Source organism: Enterovibrio sp. QJM3NY_24 (genome assembly GCF_057786035.1).
In genome coordinates, this window is the sequence record NZ_CM173520.1 from 1470609 (window position 1) to 1490195 (window position 19587).

Here is a 19587-nt window from a genome sequence, read left to right on the forward strand (position 1 = left end):
GCCGACACTTTATATCGCTTAGGCTCAATGAAAAGTACGATGCGACAAAGGGTGAATCTTCCAGATAAATCGTAAATGCGAGCGCTAAGAATGCAGGTGGTTGATGTATGGAGATGTTACATTTGCTTGAACAATGCGTTTGCGTTTCGACTGACGGGGAGTTTTCGATTATCGTTGGTCATTTCAACAACCATTCTTCCAGTGATATCTCGAGATACTCGGTTAATTGATGCCACCTTGACGATGATCGAACGGTGGATTTGCCAGAACGTATCACTACATAGACTTTTGTATAAGCTTTTCAGGGGAGTTCTGATGATGTACTCACTGTCTTGCGTGACAACGGTAACGTACTTATCTTCTGCTTTAAAGTACTCGACATCATCCACGTGAATAAGGTGTATGTCCTCACCTTTAGCTGCTTTTAGCCATGTAAGAGGTGATTCTCGTTTAACTTGTGTTTGAGCAAGTAGTTGGATTAAGTCGTCTCGGTTAAGGTTCTGTTCAAGCTGGCTCTCTAATCGTTCGCACGTTTTTTGGAGGCGGGATTCATCAATTGGTTTGACTAAGTAATCAATCGCCCCTTTTTCGAAGGCTTCAATTGCATAATGATCGTAAGCAGTTACAAAGACGATACGTGGCAATACATCCAGTTTGTTAATGGCACTTGCTACATCTAGCCCATCCAGCCCTGGCATTCTGATGTCTAAAAACACAACGTCGGGTTTGAGTTGGATTATTTTATCAACAGCTTCAATGCCATCTTTAACACTGGCAACAACCTCGATACTTGTACTGAGTTCACTGAGCAATTTGCTTAAGTGGTGGCGAAGTAATGGTTCATCATCGGCAATCAATGCGCGCATAGAATTGAAATCCTTGTTGTAAATCCGCCGTCACTATGTGGAATAAGTTCAAGTTTCCCGTGTTCGCCATAGAGTACCGAAAGACGTTGTCTAACATTTTTCATACTGAGACCATTTCCTTTCGACGCCTCATTAAAGCCAATACCATTGTCAGACACTTCAACGGTAATAACATTATTATTGCGAGAGAAATGTAAATGAACATGACCCCCTTTAATTGAGGGTTCGATACCGTGAACAACGGCATTTTCGACTGCAGGTTGTATAAGAAAAGGAGGAACCAGTGTTTGTGGCGATACAGAGTCATCAAGTGAGATGCTGTATCCCATACGCTCTGACAGGCGGATTTGCTGGATAGCTAAATAGCTATCTAGCAACTTTAATTCATCACTTAATGTAATGGTGTCTTTACGTTGTTGTTTGAGGCTAGCACGAAGCAATTCGGTGATTTTCCCGAGAAGTTTTTTTGCTTTTGCTGCATCAGTTTCAATCAAAATTTGAATGTTAGCCAATGTGTTAAAAAGAAAATGGGGTTCCATTTGTCCTTGAAGATTTCTTAACTGGCTATTGATGAGTGCTTTTTCTTGCTCAGCTTGCCTTAATTGGATGTCCTTCAATTCGGACTCGGCGCGGTTTGCTCGTTCTCGTGCAATAAAAAAGTATGCAATAAAGACAGCAATAGCCATCGTGACGATAAGAATCGGCATAATGGCACCGATTTTCCAAATGCCTTTATAGAAATATATACATAACAGCATATTGATGGTGCCGAATGGCATACCAATGAGTGTCGCCAAAATGATGTTTCGTCCAACTGGGCGATGAGGATAAGCGTTAGAAATAGTAATATTTGCGATCGTGAAAGCAATGCCATATCCAGCAGAAATAGCAAAGTGATACATCAGTGCCCCACCAAAAATGTATTTAGTGGTGTATGCGATAACGAGGCATAAAATGATGGATTGTATGATGCGAGTTCGATCTAAGATTTTAGGTTTTTTAGCCATAAGTATGTGCCTAATCAATCATAGATGATGTTAGATTTTATCAAGGCAAATCGAAATACCTAATTGCCCAAAGGAAAGTGATAATTGTCGAGGAAACAAAAATTGTTTCCATGTATTTAAACTGCCGTACATATGGTCGGCTAAAAAATAGGCGCAGCAAAAAATATGCGCGCCTTTCGATAAGGTATTTCGGATGCACAGTGGCTTTCCCGTCATGTTTGGATTAACAAGATTGGAAAAACAACCAACACAGCCACGGTAACGCAAAAAAGGTATGACTGGAAAGTAATGAGATAAACATCAATATTTGGCGATAAGTAGCGCTATGACAGAATGAATGGGCTACTAATCTTTATGGATCGTGTTCTGAGGTGACTGAATCGCAATAACATCGGATCGTGTTCCATTCCCTCCTTTTCTTTCCGCATCAATACGCATCATTTCACTGGTATTCAACATATGTTGTGGATTGATACGGTCGGCCGTACTTTCAAGTGATGACAACCCTATGCTTAAGGTGATTGCGCCAGTCTTTGACAGGATGAAAGGCAGATTTTTCTGTTTAAGGCCATCATGTAATTTTTGGCAAACCACTTTTGAGTTATCACGCGTGGTATGCGGCAATATGATGGCGTACTTGTTATCGAGAAGAAACGCTAGGACATCGGAAGAGCGCTGGCAGGTATCTTTGATGACCTGACTGATAGTCACGAGCTGTTCACTCGCATCTTCTTCACCATGGGTATGAATATAGCCATCGAATTGATCAACTGAAATCAACAACAAACTGAGTGGTGTCTTATAGCGGCTTGCTCGGCGTAACTCTTTATCTAGCATGTCGTTAAAATGGCGGACGTTGGCTAATCCCGTAAGGTCATCTATCGTATTCACTTCTTCGAGTTGATGTGTAACATCGTCTAAAGTTTCTTGGTTTATATCTAATGCGTGGGTCAGTTCGACGTTTTCATCACTTATCTGATGAATAGTCTCAGTTTGTCGTTTTGCGAGTAATACAAACGCGAGTACGAGAGAGAGCAGGCCAAAAACAATAACCAGCGTCGTCAAAGCTTCTGTCTTATATTCTTGCCAAATTGGGGCTTGATAGTTGATAAATCTTGCGTCTTCGGGCAGCAGGTTTTTGTCAATTCTGTGCTTTTTTGCCGCGTCAAGGTCGAAAAACAAAGATGCAGGTGCTGTCTGATGACTCGGTAGCGGTGCATCAACGTCTGATGCTAACACTTGCAACGCGAGCTGTGCTGCCGCTTTCCCTTGACTAAACCCGGTCACAATCTGACCGCCAATTGCGCCGTGGCCGATATGAGAGTGCCAAAACGTATAGACAGGAAATGGCGTAACCGATGCCAATAATCGCGCTGTTTCAGCAGGACTGTAAAGCATACCGTCAATTTTGGGTAGGGTGTTGCTAAGTGCGAAAACAATCGTGTTGGTGGGCAGCTCGCTTAACATATCATCGAGTTCATCAATGGACTTATCTATGTAGATTTCGATGTCTAATTTGCTGGAAAGAACCGGGACAACACTTTCTTTGATGATGTCGATAATGCGTTGGTTATGGGGTTCTCGTTGAGAGCCTATAAATGCAAGGGATTGAGTTTTTGGATGCAGCGAGAGTGCGACATTAATGGCTTGTTGGTAATCGGTATATTCGGATATTCCCGTGACACGCGTATTTACGTCATAGGCGTTTGTCGAAAAATCTTTTAGCGCCGTATAAATAATTGGCTGGCGAGGGAATAGCTCGTTTTGATGAGCCAATGCAAAGTCTAGTGCCGCATTATCTGACGTGATAACAAGGTCAGTGGCTTCAGAAACATGTTTAAGCGCAAGAATATCGGCCAATTTTTCTTTGATTGGCAATGCGTCGTGGCGCAGCGTGTCAAGATATACCACAGACAATTCTATGGGGACAGCTGAGGATTCGAACGTTTCTCTCAGGCCACTTTCTACTTCATCACTCCAACCATAGCCGCGGTGGTGTGAATTAATAAAGAGTAGTTGCTTAGCGCCCGTTTCCGCAGAAGCATTCGTGGACCCTATGGTGATGGCACTTGTTGTTAGCAGTGCGCCGGCCAATAGTAGTGCTACATGAAGGCTGAATAATCGAGCGATTGTGGTTTTGATTATGCGTTGTAAGCGATTACTCATAGCAATTCCATCTATTCTGTCGTTCTGAATGCGGCATTGATGCCTCACAAATGAGACATTTTAGCTCCTAAGTGTAGTTTCAATATCAATAGATAAGTCAAACAAATAGCAGGATCTGAGAGGTGGGAAGCACAAGGCAATCAATTGGTTGTTTGTCTCAGTTGATTGACCAAAGACTGATGAAGCAGCGTATGGCAAGGGAGTTCACAAATTGCCTTTGACGTAAATACTCGATTTTTTCATGTGAGTCTGTGACTCAATTCGCTGTTTGCTTGAAGTAATGGAGCGATCTCTGTACTCTTGCGGCGTTTTGTATTCACTGTTCAGGATAGTAATAACTTTGATTAGTACAGCTAATATCACCCAGCAATTTGGCGCCAAGCCTCTTTTCGAAAACATTTCCGTTAAGTTTGGCGATGGAAACCGTTATGGCCTTATCGGCGCGAACGGTTGCGGCAAATCAACCTTTATGAAGATCCTGAGCGGTGAGCTGGAACCTACCGGTGGTAATGTGAGCGTTGACCCCAACGAACGCGTTGCAAAGCTGAACCAGAATCAATTTGCGTACGAAGAATTTACGGTTATCGACACTGTGATCATGGGCCACAAAGAATTGTGGGAAGTGAAGCAAGAGCGTGACCGCATTTACGCGTTGCCAGATATGACTGAAGACGATGGTATGCGCGTCGCAGATCTGGAAGTGGAGTTTGCCGAGATGGACGGCTACATGGCGGAGTCTAAAGCAGGTGAACTGCTTCTTGCCGTGGGTATACCACTTGATCAACATTATGGTCTGATGAGCAGCGTTGCTCCTGGCTGGAAACTACGTGTTCTGTTGGCGCAGGTTCTGTTTGCTGACCCTGATATCATGTTACTTGATGAACCAACGAACAACTTGGATATCGACACTATCCGATGGTTGGAAGATACGTTGAACGAACGTAACTGTACCATGATCATCATTTCGCATGACCGTCACTTCTTGAACTCAGTGTGTACGCACATGGCAGATTTGGATTATGGCGAGCTGCGTGTTTATCCGGGTAACTACGACGAATACATGACTGCGGCAACTCAAGCCCGTGATCGTCTGTTAACCGATAACGCGAAGAAAAAAGCGCAAATTGCTGAGCTTCAAACCTTCGTCGCACGTTTCTCTGCAAACGCATCGAAAGCCAAGCAGGCAACTTCTCGTGCTAAGCGAATTGATAAAATCAAACTAGACGAAGTGAAAGCATCTAGTCGTCAAACGCCATTTATTCGCTTTGAACAATCTAAAGAATTGTTCCGTAACGCGCTTGAAATTGAAAACCTGAGCCAAGGTTTTGAACATGATTTGTTTGCTGGATTTAGCGGCATTTTCGAAGTCGGTGAGCGCATCGCGATTATTGGTGAGAATGGTGTCGGTAAAACGACTCTGCTAAACACGCTAGCGGGTGTGTTGGAACCGCGTACTGGTTTCTACAAGTGGTCTGAGAATACCAACCTTGGTTACTATGCACAGGATCATGCGTCTGATTTTGAAGAAGACTTGAACCTGACTGATTGGATGGGTCAATGGCGTCAAGAAGGTGAAGACGAGCAAGTTGTTCGTGGTTTCCTTGGTCGTATGCTGTTCTCACAAGATGACATCAAGAAATCAGTGAAAGTGCTGTCTGGTGGTGAGCAAGGCCGTATGTTGCTGGGCAAGCTGATGATGCACAAACCCAACATGTTGTTACTTGATGAACCGACTAACCACATGGATATGGAATCGATTGAATCGTTGAACACGGCACTTGAGCAGTTCAAAGGTACTTTGTTCTTCGCATCGCATGACCGTATATTTGTTGACTCATTGGCAACACGAATCATTGAAATTAAAGACGGTCAAATCACCGACTTTAAAGGCACCTATGCGGAATTCCTTAATTCTCGCGGTGTTGATCACTAATCGATATTTGCATGTAAAAACACCCGCTGAAGCGGGTGTTTTTGTTTGTGCTGATTGCTTAAAGCAGTGTGTTCAGATCAATGCGTGAATTTATTCACAAGCGCTTCAAAAGCCATTATTCGCTTCTCAGTAATAGCGATACTTTGCGCCCAGAAATCGACTTTTCCTAAGTTCACACCTAGGTGTTTTTTCGCCACGTCTTCTGCGCTCATGCGTCCGGTATCTTTCAAGAGCGACTTATAATCTTCATAGAAAGCTTCGCCTTTTTCTTCACGCTGAGCATAAACGCCTGTACTGAATAGATACCCAAACAGGTACGGATAGTTATAGAAGCTGATCTCGGCAATGCTGAAGTGAAGTTTACTCGCCCAGAACAGATCGTTTGGCTCTGATATGGCATCGCCATACCAATTCTTCCACGTCTCTGACATTAGGTTGCGCAATTGCATCGGAGTGAGTTCACCTTGCTGTCGCTGCTCATAGAAAGCACGTTCAAATTCAAAGCGAACTGGAATGTTCAGCATGAGAGCAACGGCTGTTTGTGCCTCTTCCCACAGCATTAACAATTTATCTTGATCGTTGGCAGCTTCTTCAAGCAAGGCATCACGCACGACGTTTTCCGCAAAGATAGAGGCGGTTTCGGCCAGTGTCATTGGGTAATCAGTTTCAGCCAGCGGCATGTCTTTCATCACCCAGTTATGGAAAGCATGACCGAGTTCATGAGCAAGCGTGAGGACATCAGACATGCTGCCACCAAAACTCATGAATACCAGGGGTGTGCGTGTCTTGGGGATCTTGGTGCAATAGGCGCCCATGACTTTATTCGGCTGAGGAGCGGCATCAATTAAGCGTTGCTCAACCATCATGTCGACGAACTCTGCCATTTCACCGTTCACTGAATGGAAAGCGCGGCGAATAATCGCGATGGCTTCATTAAATGAGTAATTCGCTACTATAGCCTTGCCTTGTGGGGGCATGGCAGCCATTTCATCCCACGGTGCTAATTTGTCAGTACCAAACATCTTTGCCATGGCTTTGGCAGCACGGCGGGAAAGCGCTTTGTGCTGCTCCGCCACATTCATCATGGCATTGAGTGTTTGTCGCTCGACGCGGCTTTCTTCTAGTGCTGGAGCGAGGAAATGCAGAGGTTGGGTGTGGCTACGCTTTTGATATTCGGTCAGGCGATTTCCAGCCAGCGCATTGAGAATGGCTGCAAAGGTAATTTCCTGCTCTTCCATGGCGCAGTAAATCGCTCGCCAAGCAGGTTCTCGTCTATATCTGTCACCGCCATATAGCAAGCTGGCAGCTTGCGACAGTCCAATTTTTTCTTCGATACCATCTTCAAGTTTTAGGGTGACCTTGGCCGTCCCTGTTATGGCGTCGTAAAGTCTTCCCCATGCATTTTTGCCATCCACTTGCATCGCTGAAAGCAATTGCTCTTCAGGAACGGATAGGCGGAAAACACGATTTAGGCGTTGGCGAGAAAGACGAAATGCATGACGATCATAGCTGCCTGAGTCATCGGCACCAGACATCACGGCGGCAAAAAAAACATCGTCGGAGGTTGATAACTGACTTTCAAACGGGCTAAAAGCTTGTGTAAGGGCTGACAGCATCACATCGGTTTTTATGACCAAAGCTTTTGCTTGTTCGTTTGTAGCATCAATAGAAGACTGACAAGCCGCGTAATTGGACACAGACAGGATCAGGTTGTGGATGTTGTCGTGAAGCGTTAGTGCTTGTTGGCAGCTTTCTACCGAGTCGGCAGGTAGATTGGCAAACGACGCTAAATGTTGCTGACTCAGCTGAAGGTCATGAGAAATTGCAGGGTCTTGAAGGCTTTGATAAACGAATGAAAAATCCCAACTTGGCGCTGACATGCCACTTTCCTCTTGCAGTTTGTATGGTGTTAACCATACCGCATGAAAGAGAATGAGAATACCTGTGGCAGTAATTCGCCAAGCTGGAAATATCGAATGATTCTAAATTTCAGAAAAACAGCCGTTTATGTGGATTATACGTTTTCTTCAGTGCTGGCTTGTTCACTAGCAGTTGTATTTTCAACGACTACTTCAGTTTCCAGTGCTAGCTTTTCACGATCCGCCTTGGAAATGTATTTTGGCTTGTTAGAAGTATGCAACTTCGCGTTTTTCTTCTTCTCACGCTTCTTCAGCGTTTGAATCATTTTCTTTTTTCTGTTCATCGTCGGTGACCGTCAATTTTTTGAGGAGGGATTGTAAGGACAAACCACAAGGAGACTCAAGCATAATAAGTAAACTTGAAGATAATAGTATAAATAACGAGCAATCAAACAAATGCCCATGCATTCACGCGGTGAATGAGTTGTGTGTTTTCATTGGTGTTAGGGTTCACTGTTGTGGCTTGGTAACCCTCACTTAACCATCTTGACATTGCCCTTACAAAAACCTGTTAATTCACTGTTACGTGCTACAGGTTCCTGCTTGATTTTCGATCTTTTCAAGTGAGAAATTCGCTGTATACTTCGCCAACTTTTTGAACTCACTGTGTGTAAAACGATGAAAAAAATTGCGATTAAAGCTATTGCTGCTGCAGTACTGACTGTGTCTCTGACGGGTTGTATCGGTCAAATGGCAACGTCAGGTATGGTAATGAAAATGAACCTGACAGCTGTTGATAACCGTTATGCACGTGCAGGTCTTTATGTACTGATGAGCCCAGTTTATGGCGTTGCAGCCGCAGCCGACCTGTTTATCTTCAACTCTATCGAGTTTTGGACCGGCACAAACCCAATTTCTGGTAAATCACCAGCAGTAGCAGACATGCCAGCGAACGCTGTTTTTCGTATCAACCAGAAACTAGACAAAGACCTGACTACTGCGCCGATTAAAATTTCTGCGGCAGACGTTAAGCAAGTTAACGACAAATCTATCGAAATGTCTGTTGCCTATGCTGATGGCACTACGCAGGTACTGCGCGGTGAGAAAGACGGTGAGATGGTTAACTTCTACCTGAACGATGAGTTCATCACGACTGTTTCTGTTGACGAACTGAATGACTACGCGGCAAACCGCGTATAATTTATTTGATTGACTGAACAAAGCCTCGCCCCATTGGTGAGGCTTTGCTATTTGTGCTGTCTGAAGACGCCACGATTATTTCTCGAAAGGAAGCGTCACTAAAGAGTAGAATCGCGTGCTTAAAATTCTCTACACATTGCCACCTTTGGTATCTTTGGCTATCGCCATTCTATTTGAAATCATGGCAACGTCCATGATGCCAAAGACGCAGTCGTTCACACAGCCAGTCACCACTGGTGTCGTGTTGTCCTGCTATGCTGTGTCGTTCTATCTGCTTTCCATTACGGTTAAAACCATGCCTTTGGGCATTGCTTATGCTATTTGGAGTGCTGCGGGAATTGTATTGGTGTCACTTGTCGCATGGCTTTGGCATGGTCAACAGCTTGATTTAGGTGCAATGTTGGGCATGGGAATGATCATTGCTGGAGTCGTGGTTATCAATCTCTTTTCAAGTGTCATGCATTGAACTAAAGACTGATGAACTGATAGCGCGAAATGAAGCTCAGCATTGCTGAGAAGAAGCGGTACTTGGAAACGCTAGGGCTTGGTTTTTTCCGCTAGGCTTCGCGCAATATTGAGCAGTTCTGCAAAATCATAATCGCCTTCCTCATCCACCCATGACACGCCAACATTGTAATCAAGGGTGTAGGGGAGTCGTTTTTCAACCGCATATCTGTCTACCCTTTCTTTAAAACGGTCCAAAATATCCTTGGTATTGGCAATCGGTGTGTTGGTGAGCAGCACAGCAAATTTGTCACTTTCCAAACGTGCCAGTACATCAGAATCACGAAAACCAAACGTCAATAATTCAGCAAAGAATACTAGTGCGTTGTCACCATCTCGATTACTTTGTAGGTGGTTAATCTGCTTGAGTCCCCGCACATCAAAATAAGCCAGTGAAGCCGGTGCGTTAAGGCGCTCGCACATGTTTAGGCTGTTTTGTGATAACACCTGAAAGCCATGTGCATTGAGAAGGCCAGTTAGCTGATCTTGTGTGGTCAGTTGGATCGCATGTAACTCGCTCTGCACCAAATCGGCGATGTCTTTAAAACACTGAATGTCATCGTCGTCGAAACCTCGCGGTTCATCATCCATGATACTTAGTGTGCCCAAAACAGTGCCATTGGCGTGCTTAATGGGATAGCCAGCATAAAAGTGAATATTTGGCTCAGCGGTAACTAACGGATTGTCACTAAAGCGAGGGTCTGCAAGTGCGTTGTTCACGATGAAAGGCTTTGAATCTAAAATCGTATGCGCACAGAAGGATATATCTCGTGGGATCTCTTGGCTAAAGGGCCCGATACATGATTTCATCCATTGCCTGTTGGCGTCGATAAAGCTAATAGCCGTTACCTTAGTAGCAAACATCTGGCTTGCTAGTCTGGAAAGCCTATCGAATCGCTCGTCGGCGCTGGTATCGAGAATATTAAGGTTCTCTAAAGATTGCAGTCTGAGGGCTTCATCTTCTGGCAGCGCGGGCTTTTTCATAAGCAATCCAATGCAATGGCGTTTTCATTACTATAGTCGATGGAAATACCTTTGCATCGGATTGCTAAACTCGCTCGCTGAACGGCGAAAAAGACCCGCGAGCGTATGTCGTTGATAACTTAAGCACTTGCCCATTGGCTTTGTGTCATGTTCATTGTCCCGTCAATCTTTGGTGTGCTGGGCGTTTCTGAATGCGATTTCCCTCGCTCGCCGGTAAATGTACCAACCAGTCGGTCGAGCTCATTGGCTAGTTGTTCAATGGCGCTGGCAGAGTGGTTGGATTTTTGAGCCGCCGATGCAGTCTGTCCGGCAAGCTCAGCGATAACCACAATATTACGATCAACGCTGTCGGTCACCATGGTTTGCTCTTCAGAGGCGGTGGCAATCTGCATATTCTGGCCTGCAATGTCTTCAATTTGCTCGACCATGGCACTCATTACTGCAGCGCCTTCACGTGATTGATTGACACTTATTGTTGCCATGTTACTGCTTTCATTCATTACGCTGACGCTATGGCGGATCCCTGATTGTAGTTGCTCGATGATCTTGGTTATTTCATCCGTTGAGTGGTGTGTTTTCATCGCAAGTTCGCGAACTTGATCGGCAACCACGGCAAAGCCTCGTCCTTGTTCTCCGGCTCGTGCAGCTTCGATAGCAGCGTTTAATGCGAGAAGATTGGTTTGATCAGTAATGGAGCGTATCACGTCAATCACTGAGCCAATTTCTTCACTGTCTGCATTCAGTCTTTGCATGTTGTCACTGGCACTGCGCATGCTTTCAGACAGCTCTGTCGCCTTCACGGATGTTTCACTGTTCACATCACGTCCTGTTTGCGCTGAGGTTTGCAATTCTCGGGCAACACTTGCCGCGCGTGCAACGCTCTGAGCGATTTCTCGGCTGGTCGCCGTCATTTCATTCATTGCAGTAGACACTGAATCCGACTCTGCTCGTTGTTTTTCAGCATTATCAGCAGTAGATCCTGCCATCACTAAACTGTGTCGCGCATTGGACGATAGTTCAGATGAAATACCTGCAATTTTTTCCATGGTGTGTTGTAGGTTGGCAATAAAACGATTGAAGTTGGTCGCCAGTTGCGAAAGTTCATCGTCGCCGGGCAATTGCATACGTACATCCAGTGAACTGTTACCCTTGGCTATGTTTTTCATTAACTGATTGGCCACCGAAATCTTGTGGGTGACATGGCGGATAATAAACGCTAACGAAAGGCAAACAATGATGGCCAGTGTGCCACCAACAAGGGTTAGACGCGTCGTGACTTGATGTTCACGTTGATCGATGGCGTGCACTAAGTTCTCGCTAAGTGACTTCATCTGCGCTTCCGTCTCTCTCACCGAAGCTCTCAAGCTACCGTGTAAACCTTCTTGTGGTGTCAAACCAATATCCTGCAGGCTGGTCGCCAACGAATTAAAGGCTTTGTGATAATCACCTAGAGAGGTTTCCATCAAAAGGCGATGACTTGATGGTATTTCGCTGCTGGCAATGACTAAGCCAACGTTACTCATCTGCGCATTAAACTCGTCGATGTATTTCACATCAGAACGGAGCAGAAAGTCCTTTTCATGACGACGGAGCATCAGCAGCATTTTGTAAATGGTATCGTCTTGGATGCGCTGAATGGCTTGTTCTACGCGATGAGATGCAGTGCGTGCGATGCCTTGTAACCCACTGTCATACTCGACGCCCACATTGACGCGTTGTGCGATCAAAGAGTCAAAATCTCGTTGGTAATTGTCGAGTTTCAACATCATGTCGCTGATGGCTTCTCTGCCGGGCATGTCGAGGGCCGTTAACTTGTTCAATGCAGCAGAAAGCTTTGCTCTTAGTGCCCTATATTCCGCGTCAAATTTGTCTTTGTACTTCACATCATTCCGCGCCATGAAATCTTTCTCATGTCGGCGAAGCATTAACACTGATGTCTGACTCTTCAGTATATCGACGGATGCACTATCTAGCGTTTCAAGCTCTTTAAATGACGACTGAAAAGTGATCGAAAACACGATAACGGATGTCAAAATCAAAAGAACAATACTACTCAGTTGTGCTTTGATGGTTCGAGGAAGGGGCTTACGCATGTACTCTCCTGTTTTATCGTAAGTTGCGCTTTTACTGCATCGACCGCCGCATGAAATATGTTTGTCTATACATTGCTGTCTTAAATATAGGACAGCTTTTGTGTGCCTCACATAAATTGTTGCAAAAATATTACAGCATCATTTGTTAACGCGATGTCGTCCAGTCGCCGTGGGGAAAGAGGGAGACAATAGTGGAGATTGAAGTGAACAAATGTTCGACTTTTAACGTATTGGCACTTCGTGTATGGGCAACTATGTTTATAGAAAGAAGTGAATAAAAAGAAGAATTTGTATCGAGATACATTTATACAATCATAGAGAGGTCACCATGAAGAAAGTACTAATCGCGATGAGTATGCTTGCTGCTTCGTCGACAGCTTTCGCTGGTACGATGAACGATGACGTGAATATGCGAGTCGTCACTGTCGGTCAGGGCGCCTGGGTTCAGGTGCTACAAAATGGTGCGCCAGTTGAAGGCGCGACGGTCACTTTATCAGGCTCGTTGGGAGAGTATGTTACACCGGAAAATGGGAGGGTATTTGTCATGACTGAAGCCCCATTCACGCGTACTGGCGTGTTTACGGCGATGCTAGAAAATGGCGACGAGATACAACGATCGATTGTGATCCCGCGCGATCATTGATGTCATGATCTACACACGATAAACGAATGATATACATCTAAAATCCTGCAAAGAGCAGGATTTTTACTTTGTCAGTAGAATGATTTGTTGACCACGTAACATTGCTCATAGCCATCTTCCCAGCCTTCAGCATACCTTTCTTCTTTAAACATACGTTCAGGGTCTTTGCGAAAGCCATCTTTAATCGTTTTTGCAGCGGTAACTTTGCTGTGACACCCATCGTCATAGCCTTCTAAATAAGGCGTAGCGAAGCCTAAATTGGCAAGCTGATCATGGCGTGTTGTTGAGCATGCGCTTAGAGCGAATACTATGGCAATCACACTGATAATACTTACTGGCTTCTTTGTTGTTTTGAAGGCTTTCATGTCAAACATCCTCTTACTGACATTATGCTTATTGATACATAGCAACAGGTTACATTTGATGGCATTGCCATTCTGTCTCAAAAGCAAGCGGATGTGTAAAGTCTCCTTTTCGGCACATATTAGTTTCTGCCCGATGGAGTCGAATATTGGGGTTAGCGGTCTATTCTTAGAACACTTATTTATGCGCTTGGAAGACAAGCAAGAGAAGGACAAAGGCTTAATGAAAAAAAGGATGTTGACGCTGATCTGTTTGATAATGTGTTGGTCGATTTATGCTGCAACAAAGACTGAAAATGAAGGTAGTGCGCCAAAACAAATGTCAGAGGATGTTCGTGTGCCCCAAAAAATATCGGGCAATCCTTTGTCAGCGCATCGTGTGATATTTATTCATGGCTCACCGGGTAGCAAAGAAGCGTATGACGATTATTTAAATCATCCTTCTTTACAGCAAATCGAACTGGTCTCTGTGGACAGGCTGGGCTTCGGCCAATCTTCAATGCCGGTTGAGACTAGCTTGAAAAAGCAAGCCGAATCCTTGTTGCCTTTGCTTCAAGATAACAAGAATACCTTGCTTGTTGGGCATTCATTAGGCGGACCAATAGCGTTGCAATTAGCGTTACTCGCGCCGGAACATGTTGATAGCTTATTGCTGATTGCGTCGGCGTTTGATCCAAAGCTGGAATCACCAAAGTGGTATAACTATATCGCCGACACACTATTGGCAACGTGGCTCGTACCCGACGACATGTTGCGCTCCAATGCCGAGATGATGGTATTGGAACATGAGCTAGAGAAACTCGCTGCACAGGATTGGGCGTCGTTAACCATGCCTATTGTTTTGGTTCATGGAGCAGACGACGAACTGGCTGACCCGGGGAACGCCTACTTCGCAAAACAACGTTTACCTAACGCCAGTTTGAAAATGCTTAACAATGAAGGGCATTTCGTGTTGTGGCAAAATGTTCCGTTATTAGTGAATGAAATCAAAGCGATGATTGAGATACATTGAGTTATTGGTATGAAAGTAGAGCAAGGATAGGAAGGCGAGAGTGTAAATATCTGTAAAGTACCCTTGAAAATTGAGCGCGAGAGGCGCATTTTAACGGTATTGAAGCCAACTCGATTTTAATCCACGGGGAATTTACATGAGACAAATCCTGATCGGTGTGGTGACGCTTATTTTGGGCTTCTTTACGTTAATGTTTGCTGCGGTGTTTGGTTTGATCGTTTCAATTAGCGCTTTGATCGCCAAACCTTTCATCATGAAAAAGCTACGCAAAGTTCAAGCGGAACAAGCGAATTTGTACCAGCAACAGCATGAACAGCCCATTGAGCAAACGCCTTATGGCCCTAAACAGCGTCATCAAGGTCAAACTATTGATGGTGATTATCACGACGTCACTGATAATCGTTAGTCAAAAATTCGATAAAAACGCCGCTAGTTAGCGGCGTTTTTGTTTTGTGAAATTGTTGGTTTCGTGAGACGTCGGTTTCATTAAAACGATGTGTTGGGGGACATTTACTTGGGGGCTGCTGAAGTTTGAAAAGGGAAGTAATCCCATTCATATTCGTCAAACATAATTTGTAATTCCCCTGATTTTAACAATACCTCAAACCGCTGATCATAAAGCATTCGCAGTTCTTCACCTTCCGGCGTGTTCGTAAATGCTGGATAGAGTTTTAAATCTGTCAGGTTCGACACTGCAAACGCATTTCGGTCTATGTAGCCTTGTTCGAATTCTTGCTCGATTTCAGAGAGCGCGTCGATGAGTACGTCCAGCCTGTCTGAATACACCATGGTTAAGCCCTGACGGCGTGATTTTACTTCTCTCACGTTCACTGACGTTCTGATGTATTCGTTGTAGTCATAACCTTTAACCCATCCTACCGTCTTTCCCTTTAGTGATTCTTCACCTGTCCATTTGGGAATAACAGAAGCCTTGTAAACCGCTGAGACTTGCTCGGCATCAAAATGCCAATAGGGATAAAGCACTTTTTCTTGTTCATCGATGTAAGAACCAAGAAACGCATGCATTTTTTGGGTTTGAACTAAGTAAATGCTGCGCGAATAGGTCGTCGTTAGGGTCTTAACTTTGTATCCCAGAGGCTCAAAAACCTTGCGCATGATGTCGAAGTAAAGACCCGTCCCGTCTTTCTCTGTGGCGTCTTCCCATGCTTCGCTCACAATCACAATTTCCTTGGGCGCATTTTTCTCGGCGAGCGCAGTCGTAGAGAATGTGATGGCAAATAACAAACAAACTAAAGTGGATAGTCCTAAAGGTTTGAGTCGTGGTCGAGCCGATAGTAAGGTGTGAAACATGCGAGCGCTCTCCGGCATAAGTAGCTACAAAGAATGTCTCTTTGTTGAGACTCCTCTTTAAAACTACGTCAGATTAGAGAGCGTCGCGAATAAATAGCTGATTGTTTTTTCCTAACGCGATGTTTGATTATCTGCGCAAACCGATGGTGACACTGACAATGGCATGATCACTGCTGTAAGCATCTTGATCGAACTTTGGGTTAATCAGGTGGCTGTCTTCACAATGAAAATCGCCAACTTCTGCAAGGCTGGCCGGATCGCTGCTGTTAAATTCGTTGGAAAGCAGAATGTAGTCAAGCACTGAACCTTTTGCGTGAAAATAGTGCGTGCTAGGGCGTTCAAGGCCTGTTTCACCGGTGTTTTTGATAAATAGATCCCAGCTATCATGAAGCTGATAGTGAGACAGCGGCATATCCGCCATATCTTCCGTAATTGAACGTAAGCCGGTGACATGAAAAGCGCGCAATACCTCTGAATTCAAATCATCGTTGAAATCACCCATGACAATCGCGGGATTATTGGTTTGAAAGCGACGTTGAATGATGGATGCCATCAATTGACAAACTTCTGAACCACGTTGAATTGATGACGCCCAAGATCCAGCGATTTCTGCCTGCATAGAATCATGAAGCGTTTTCTCTTTACCTTTACTTTCGTCGTCTTCTTCCATGGTTGGGCGTTTGGATTTCAAGTGCACGACGTAAATATCCGTTTGACCGAGAGAAGGGAGTTCGAGCGTCGCACACAGGGGAAGGCGGCTATATTCAAAGTCCTTTGTCATACCCAGTTTTTCTGACACCACAGGATCAGCATGCATGGGCAAGGCACTCAATATGGGATAACGCGAAGCAAGGCAAACCACCGGGCTTTTATACACGTAATCGTTGACGGAATTGATTGGCTCAGGCTCATCCACAACGGAAAAAAATCGATATCCCAGCGGTTCAAGCAGTGCTTTGAGTGCTGATGCGCTAAACACTTCCTGAAACGCAATGATGTCAGGCTGGTAGCTGCCAATGTAGCGATTAAGCCACATGCGCTTTTGTCGCCATTGATCTTCGCTGTAGATGTTACTGAACTCATAAAAGGCACCAGGCGGCTCGATAAAATTAAACAAGTTAATCGTCGCGAGCTTAAGGCCAAAGGCGCTGTGAGCGTATGAGTTTTTGCTATTGGTCGCGAACACAATATCGTCTCAAGAATGAAAACATGTAACTAGTATAGCGAAGAGTTCGTTGGTTATTGGTGAGCTGACAGGGATTTAAAAATGTGGGAGATAAACAAAATGCGCTTCGAGATGAAGCGCATTGATTGGATGACAATGAGTCACGTAGTCTTTAAGCGAGAAAAGCTAGGCTGATACTCTTTCCTCATCGGGTTTCTTTTTGTCTGTGCCCTCGGCCTTATCTACGGTGTTCTCTTCGTTGCTTTGCTGATCAGTCAAGACCTCTACCACGCTAGCGCGAGAAAGCTGGCCTTGAAGTTCACCGTCTTCATCAAGCACGGGTAGTGGAAGTTCATGCTCAATGGTATCAGGGATAACTTGTTCTATCAGGGCGTCTGATTGAATCCCTGGAACCGTTTCAAGCACTTTGTCATCAATAGCATCGCCATGACGTGATGAATCGAATGATTCCAAACGCTCTCTGCATAATGCGCCTTGGTAACCTTCATCGTTCATGTAGTAGCCGTGCTGCACTTTTGCTTGACGCATTTGCGCGAGGGCTTCACCGATGGTTTCGGTGCTAATACGAAGGCTTTGTGGTTGCATCACTGTATCAACGGTCAGTGCGCGAGCGCGATTCACATCTTTGACGAAAGCTTCAACATAGTCGTCGGCTGGGTTAAGTAGGATATCAACCGGGCGACCCTGTTGGATAAGCTTGCCGTCGCGTAAAATGGCAATGCGATCACCCAAGCGAAGCGCTTCGTCCAAATCATGCGTGATGAAAATGATGGTTTTTTGAAGCTTTTCCTGCAAACCAATCAGCTGATCTTGCATTTCACTACGGATCAGTGGGTCTAGTGCAGAGAAGGCTTCATCCATCAATAGAATTTCTGCATCGGTACACAAGGCGCGAGCGAGACCAACACGCTGCTGTTGGCCACCCGAAAGCTGTGACGGGTACTGCTGTTCGTAGCCAGCAAGGCCAACGGTTTCAAGCCATTCGGTCGCTTTATTGTCACGCTCTGCTTTACTGACACCTTGTACTTGCAGACCGTAAGCTACGTTTTGCAAAACGGTGCGGTGCGGCATCAAACCAAATCGTTGAAACACCATGGACATTTTGTGGCGGCGGAAATGTTGTAGTCCTTTCTCGTCCAACTTCATCACGTCTTCACCTTCAACAATGATTTGACCTTCAGTTGGGTCTATCAGACGGTTGAAGTGGCGAATGAGGGTGGATTTACCTGAGCCAGACAGACCCATAATCACGAAGATTTCGCCTCGTTCTATATCTAAGTCAATTTGCTGCAGGCCTACGGTATGTCCTGATGCAGCCAATATGTCATCTTTGGACTTGCCTGCTTTCACGTCTGGCAGCAGTTTCTCTGGTGTCTTGCCAAAAATCTTGTAAAGGCCTTTGATTTGAATCAGCGGTGTAGTGCTGGACTTACTCATGATGACCTCCACTTAAATGCTGCTGAGTACGTTTTGCATAGCTTTGTGACACTCGGTCAAAGATGATTGCCAAGGCAACGATAGCAAGACCGTTGATTAAGCCGAGGGTGAAGTATTGGTTAGTAATAGACTTCAGTACCGGTTGGCCGAGGCCTTTTACGCCGATCATTGAGGCGATAACGACCATCGCTAGTGCCATCATAATGGTTTGGTTTATGCCTGCCATGATAGTTGGCATGGCAAGTGGCAACTGCACACCAAACAAACGTTGTGTTGAACTCGCGCCATAGGCTGTTGCTGCTTCCAATACTTCTTTATCCACGAGTCGGATACCGAGATTGGTCAGGCGTATAACTGGTGGAATCGCATAGATGATAACGGCAATGACGCCCGGAATTTTACCAATGCCAAGCAACATCACGACAGGGATCAAGTAGACAAATGCTGGCATGGTTTGCATGACATCAAGTAGGGGGGTGACCAGAGATTGAATGCGATTTGAACGGGCCATGGCGATACCGATGGGTATGCCGAGTCCGATGGCCAGCATGGTACATACCAATATGATACTCATGGTCCGCATCGTATCTTCCCACATGCCAAAGTAACCAATGGCGAGGAAGACGAATATAACACTGACGCCGAGTTTCCATGAGCGGCTGGCAAGATAAGAGACGCCAGCAAGAATAACGATCATTAACCACCACGGCGTGCCGAGTAGTAGCTTTTCAAACCAGATGAGAAATTGAAGAAGGGGATCGAAAAATGATTCGATGGTTTCGCCATAGTTTCGTGAGAATTCGCGATAAGCACCATCAAGTGTTTTTCGGATGGTTAGAAGATCGGAGCGTTCCATCTCCGGGAATTCCGTTAACCAAGAATTATCTGCCATAACAGTACAGCATCCTCTGTATAGTTGTTATTAGTAAAATATAGTGAATATACCCGGTACGATTTTAGCCTCGGTGTTTTAACTGAGACTGATGAGACGTTAGGCGGGTGAGAGCAATTACACTATTTGTGA

18 protein-coding genes are annotated in these 19587 nt (G+C 45.0%); 6 read left to right on the forward strand and 12 right to left on the reverse strand.

The window, feature by feature from the left end:
• Positions 1–116: 116 nt before the first annotated feature.
• From AC3CIC_RS22775 to AC3CIC_RS22785, 3 genes are all read right to left on the reverse strand, one after another.
• On the reverse strand, positions 117–866 hold the full coding sequence (locus tag AC3CIC_RS22775; RefSeq protein WP_488516345.1) for a LytR/AlgR family response regulator transcription factor: 750 nt from the start codon (positions 864–866) through the stop codon (positions 117–119).
• Positions 854–1873, reverse strand: a complete 1020-nt coding sequence (locus AC3CIC_RS22780; RefSeq protein WP_016960414.1) for a sensor histidine kinase — start codon at positions 1871–1873, stop codon at positions 854–856. The genes AC3CIC_RS22775 and AC3CIC_RS22780 overlap by 13 nt, the downstream gene beginning before the upstream one ends.
• A 345-nt stretch (positions 1874–2218) precedes the next feature.
• Positions 2219–4039 carry a diguanylate cyclase domain-containing protein gene (locus AC3CIC_RS22785; protein WP_488516346.1) on the reverse strand — a complete coding sequence of 607 codons (1821 nt, stop codon included), beginning with the start codon at positions 4037–4039 and terminating at the stop codon, positions 2219–2221.
• A 340-nt stretch (positions 4040–4379) separates the two neighbouring features.
• Between AC3CIC_RS22785 and AC3CIC_RS22790 the strand changes: the two genes are divergently transcribed.
• On the forward strand, positions 4380–5972 hold the full coding sequence (locus tag AC3CIC_RS22790; protein ID WP_488516347.1) for an ABC-F family ATPase: 1593 nt from the start codon (positions 4380–4382) through the stop codon (positions 5970–5972).
• Between the two features lie 77 nt (positions 5973–6049).
• On the opposite strand, the gene AC3CIC_RS22795 is transcribed toward AC3CIC_RS22790, so the two are convergent.
• A complete protein-coding gene (locus AC3CIC_RS22795) occupies positions 6050–7852 on the reverse strand; it encodes a M3 family oligoendopeptidase (RefSeq protein ID WP_488516348.1) in 1803 nt (600 codons plus the stop codon).
• 134 nt (positions 7853–7986) lie between these two features.
• The gene (locus tag AC3CIC_RS22800) at positions 7987–8175 is read right to left on the reverse strand and encodes a DUF2986 domain-containing protein (protein ID WP_016960419.1); all 189 of its coding nucleotides are present in this window, start codon (positions 8173–8175) and stop codon (positions 7987–7989) included.
• A gap of 334 nt (positions 8176–8509) precedes the next feature.
• Here AC3CIC_RS22800 and AC3CIC_RS22805 point away from each other — a divergent pair, with 334 nt between their 5' ends.
• Positions 8510–9031 carry a DUF3332 domain-containing protein gene (locus tag AC3CIC_RS22805; protein ID WP_016960420.1) on the forward strand — a complete coding sequence of 174 codons (522 nt, stop codon included), beginning with the start codon at positions 8510–8512 and terminating at the stop codon, positions 9029–9031.
• Positions 9032–9167: 136 nt separating this feature from the next.
• Positions 9168–9497, forward strand: a complete 330-nt coding sequence (locus AC3CIC_RS22810) for a DMT family transporter (protein WP_394209780.1) — start codon at positions 9168–9170, stop codon at positions 9495–9497.
• 71 nt (positions 9498–9568) lie between these two features.
• On the opposite strand, the gene AC3CIC_RS22815 is transcribed toward AC3CIC_RS22810, so the two are convergent.
• Both AC3CIC_RS22815 and AC3CIC_RS22820 read right to left on the reverse strand, forming a co-directional pair.
• Complete coding sequence (locus tag AC3CIC_RS22815; protein ID WP_488516349.1) at positions 9569–10519, reverse strand: sensor domain-containing diguanylate cyclase; 951 nt, start codon at positions 10517–10519, stop codon at positions 9569–9571.
• Between the two features lie 119 nt (positions 10520–10638).
• On the reverse strand, positions 10639–12612 hold the full coding sequence (locus AC3CIC_RS22820; RefSeq protein ID WP_488516350.1) for a methyl-accepting chemotaxis protein: 1974 nt from the start codon (positions 12610–12612) through the stop codon (positions 10639–10641).
• Positions 12613–12940: 328 nt separating this feature from the next.
• Here AC3CIC_RS22820 and AC3CIC_RS22825 point away from each other — a divergent pair, with 328 nt between their 5' ends.
• Positions 12941–13255 (forward strand): hypothetical protein, encoded by a 315-nt coding sequence (locus AC3CIC_RS22825; protein WP_488516351.1) that lies wholly within the window; start codon positions 12941–12943, stop codon positions 13253–13255.
• Positions 13256–13326: 71 nt separating this feature from the next.
• On the opposite strand, the gene AC3CIC_RS22830 is transcribed toward AC3CIC_RS22825, so the two are convergent.
• Positions 13327–13620, reverse strand: coding sequence for a hypothetical protein (locus AC3CIC_RS22830; protein WP_488516352.1), 294 nt, complete (start codon positions 13618–13620; stop codon positions 13327–13329).
• Positions 13621–13801: 181 nt separating this feature from the next.
• Here AC3CIC_RS22830 and AC3CIC_RS22835 point away from each other — a divergent pair, with 181 nt between their 5' ends.
• Positions 13802–14629 (forward strand): alpha/beta fold hydrolase, encoded by an 828-nt coding sequence (locus AC3CIC_RS22835; protein ID WP_488516353.1) that lies wholly within the window; start codon positions 13802–13804, stop codon positions 14627–14629.
• 136 nt (positions 14630–14765) lie between these two features.
• A complete protein-coding gene (locus AC3CIC_RS22840) occupies positions 14766–15035 on the forward strand; it encodes a hypothetical protein (protein ID WP_394209418.1) in 270 nt (89 codons plus the stop codon).
• Between the two features lie 104 nt (positions 15036–15139).
• Here AC3CIC_RS22840 and AC3CIC_RS22845 read toward each other — a convergent pair whose 3' ends face one another.
• From AC3CIC_RS22845 to AC3CIC_RS22860, 4 genes are all read right to left on the reverse strand, one after another.
• Complete coding sequence (locus tag AC3CIC_RS22845) at positions 15140–15805, reverse strand: substrate-binding periplasmic protein (RefSeq protein ID WP_488516354.1); 666 nt, start codon at positions 15803–15805, stop codon at positions 15140–15142.
• A gap of 262 nt (positions 15806–16067) precedes the next feature.
• On the reverse strand, positions 16068–17126 hold the full coding sequence (locus AC3CIC_RS22850) for an endonuclease/exonuclease/phosphatase family protein (protein WP_488516355.1): 1059 nt from the start codon (positions 17124–17126) through the stop codon (positions 16068–16070).
• 165 nt (positions 17127–17291) lie between these two features.
• Positions 17292–18563: a quaternary amine ABC transporter ATP-binding protein gene (locus tag AC3CIC_RS22855; protein WP_016960431.1), complete on the reverse strand. Its 1272-nt coding sequence runs from the start codon at positions 18561–18563 to the stop codon at positions 17292–17294.
• A complete protein-coding gene (locus tag AC3CIC_RS22860; protein ID WP_026023853.1) occupies positions 18556–19455 on the reverse strand; it encodes an ABC transporter permease in 900 nt (299 codons plus the stop codon). The genes AC3CIC_RS22855 and AC3CIC_RS22860 overlap by 8 nt, the downstream gene beginning before the upstream one ends.
• Between the last annotated feature and the right edge of the window lie 132 nt (positions 19456–19587).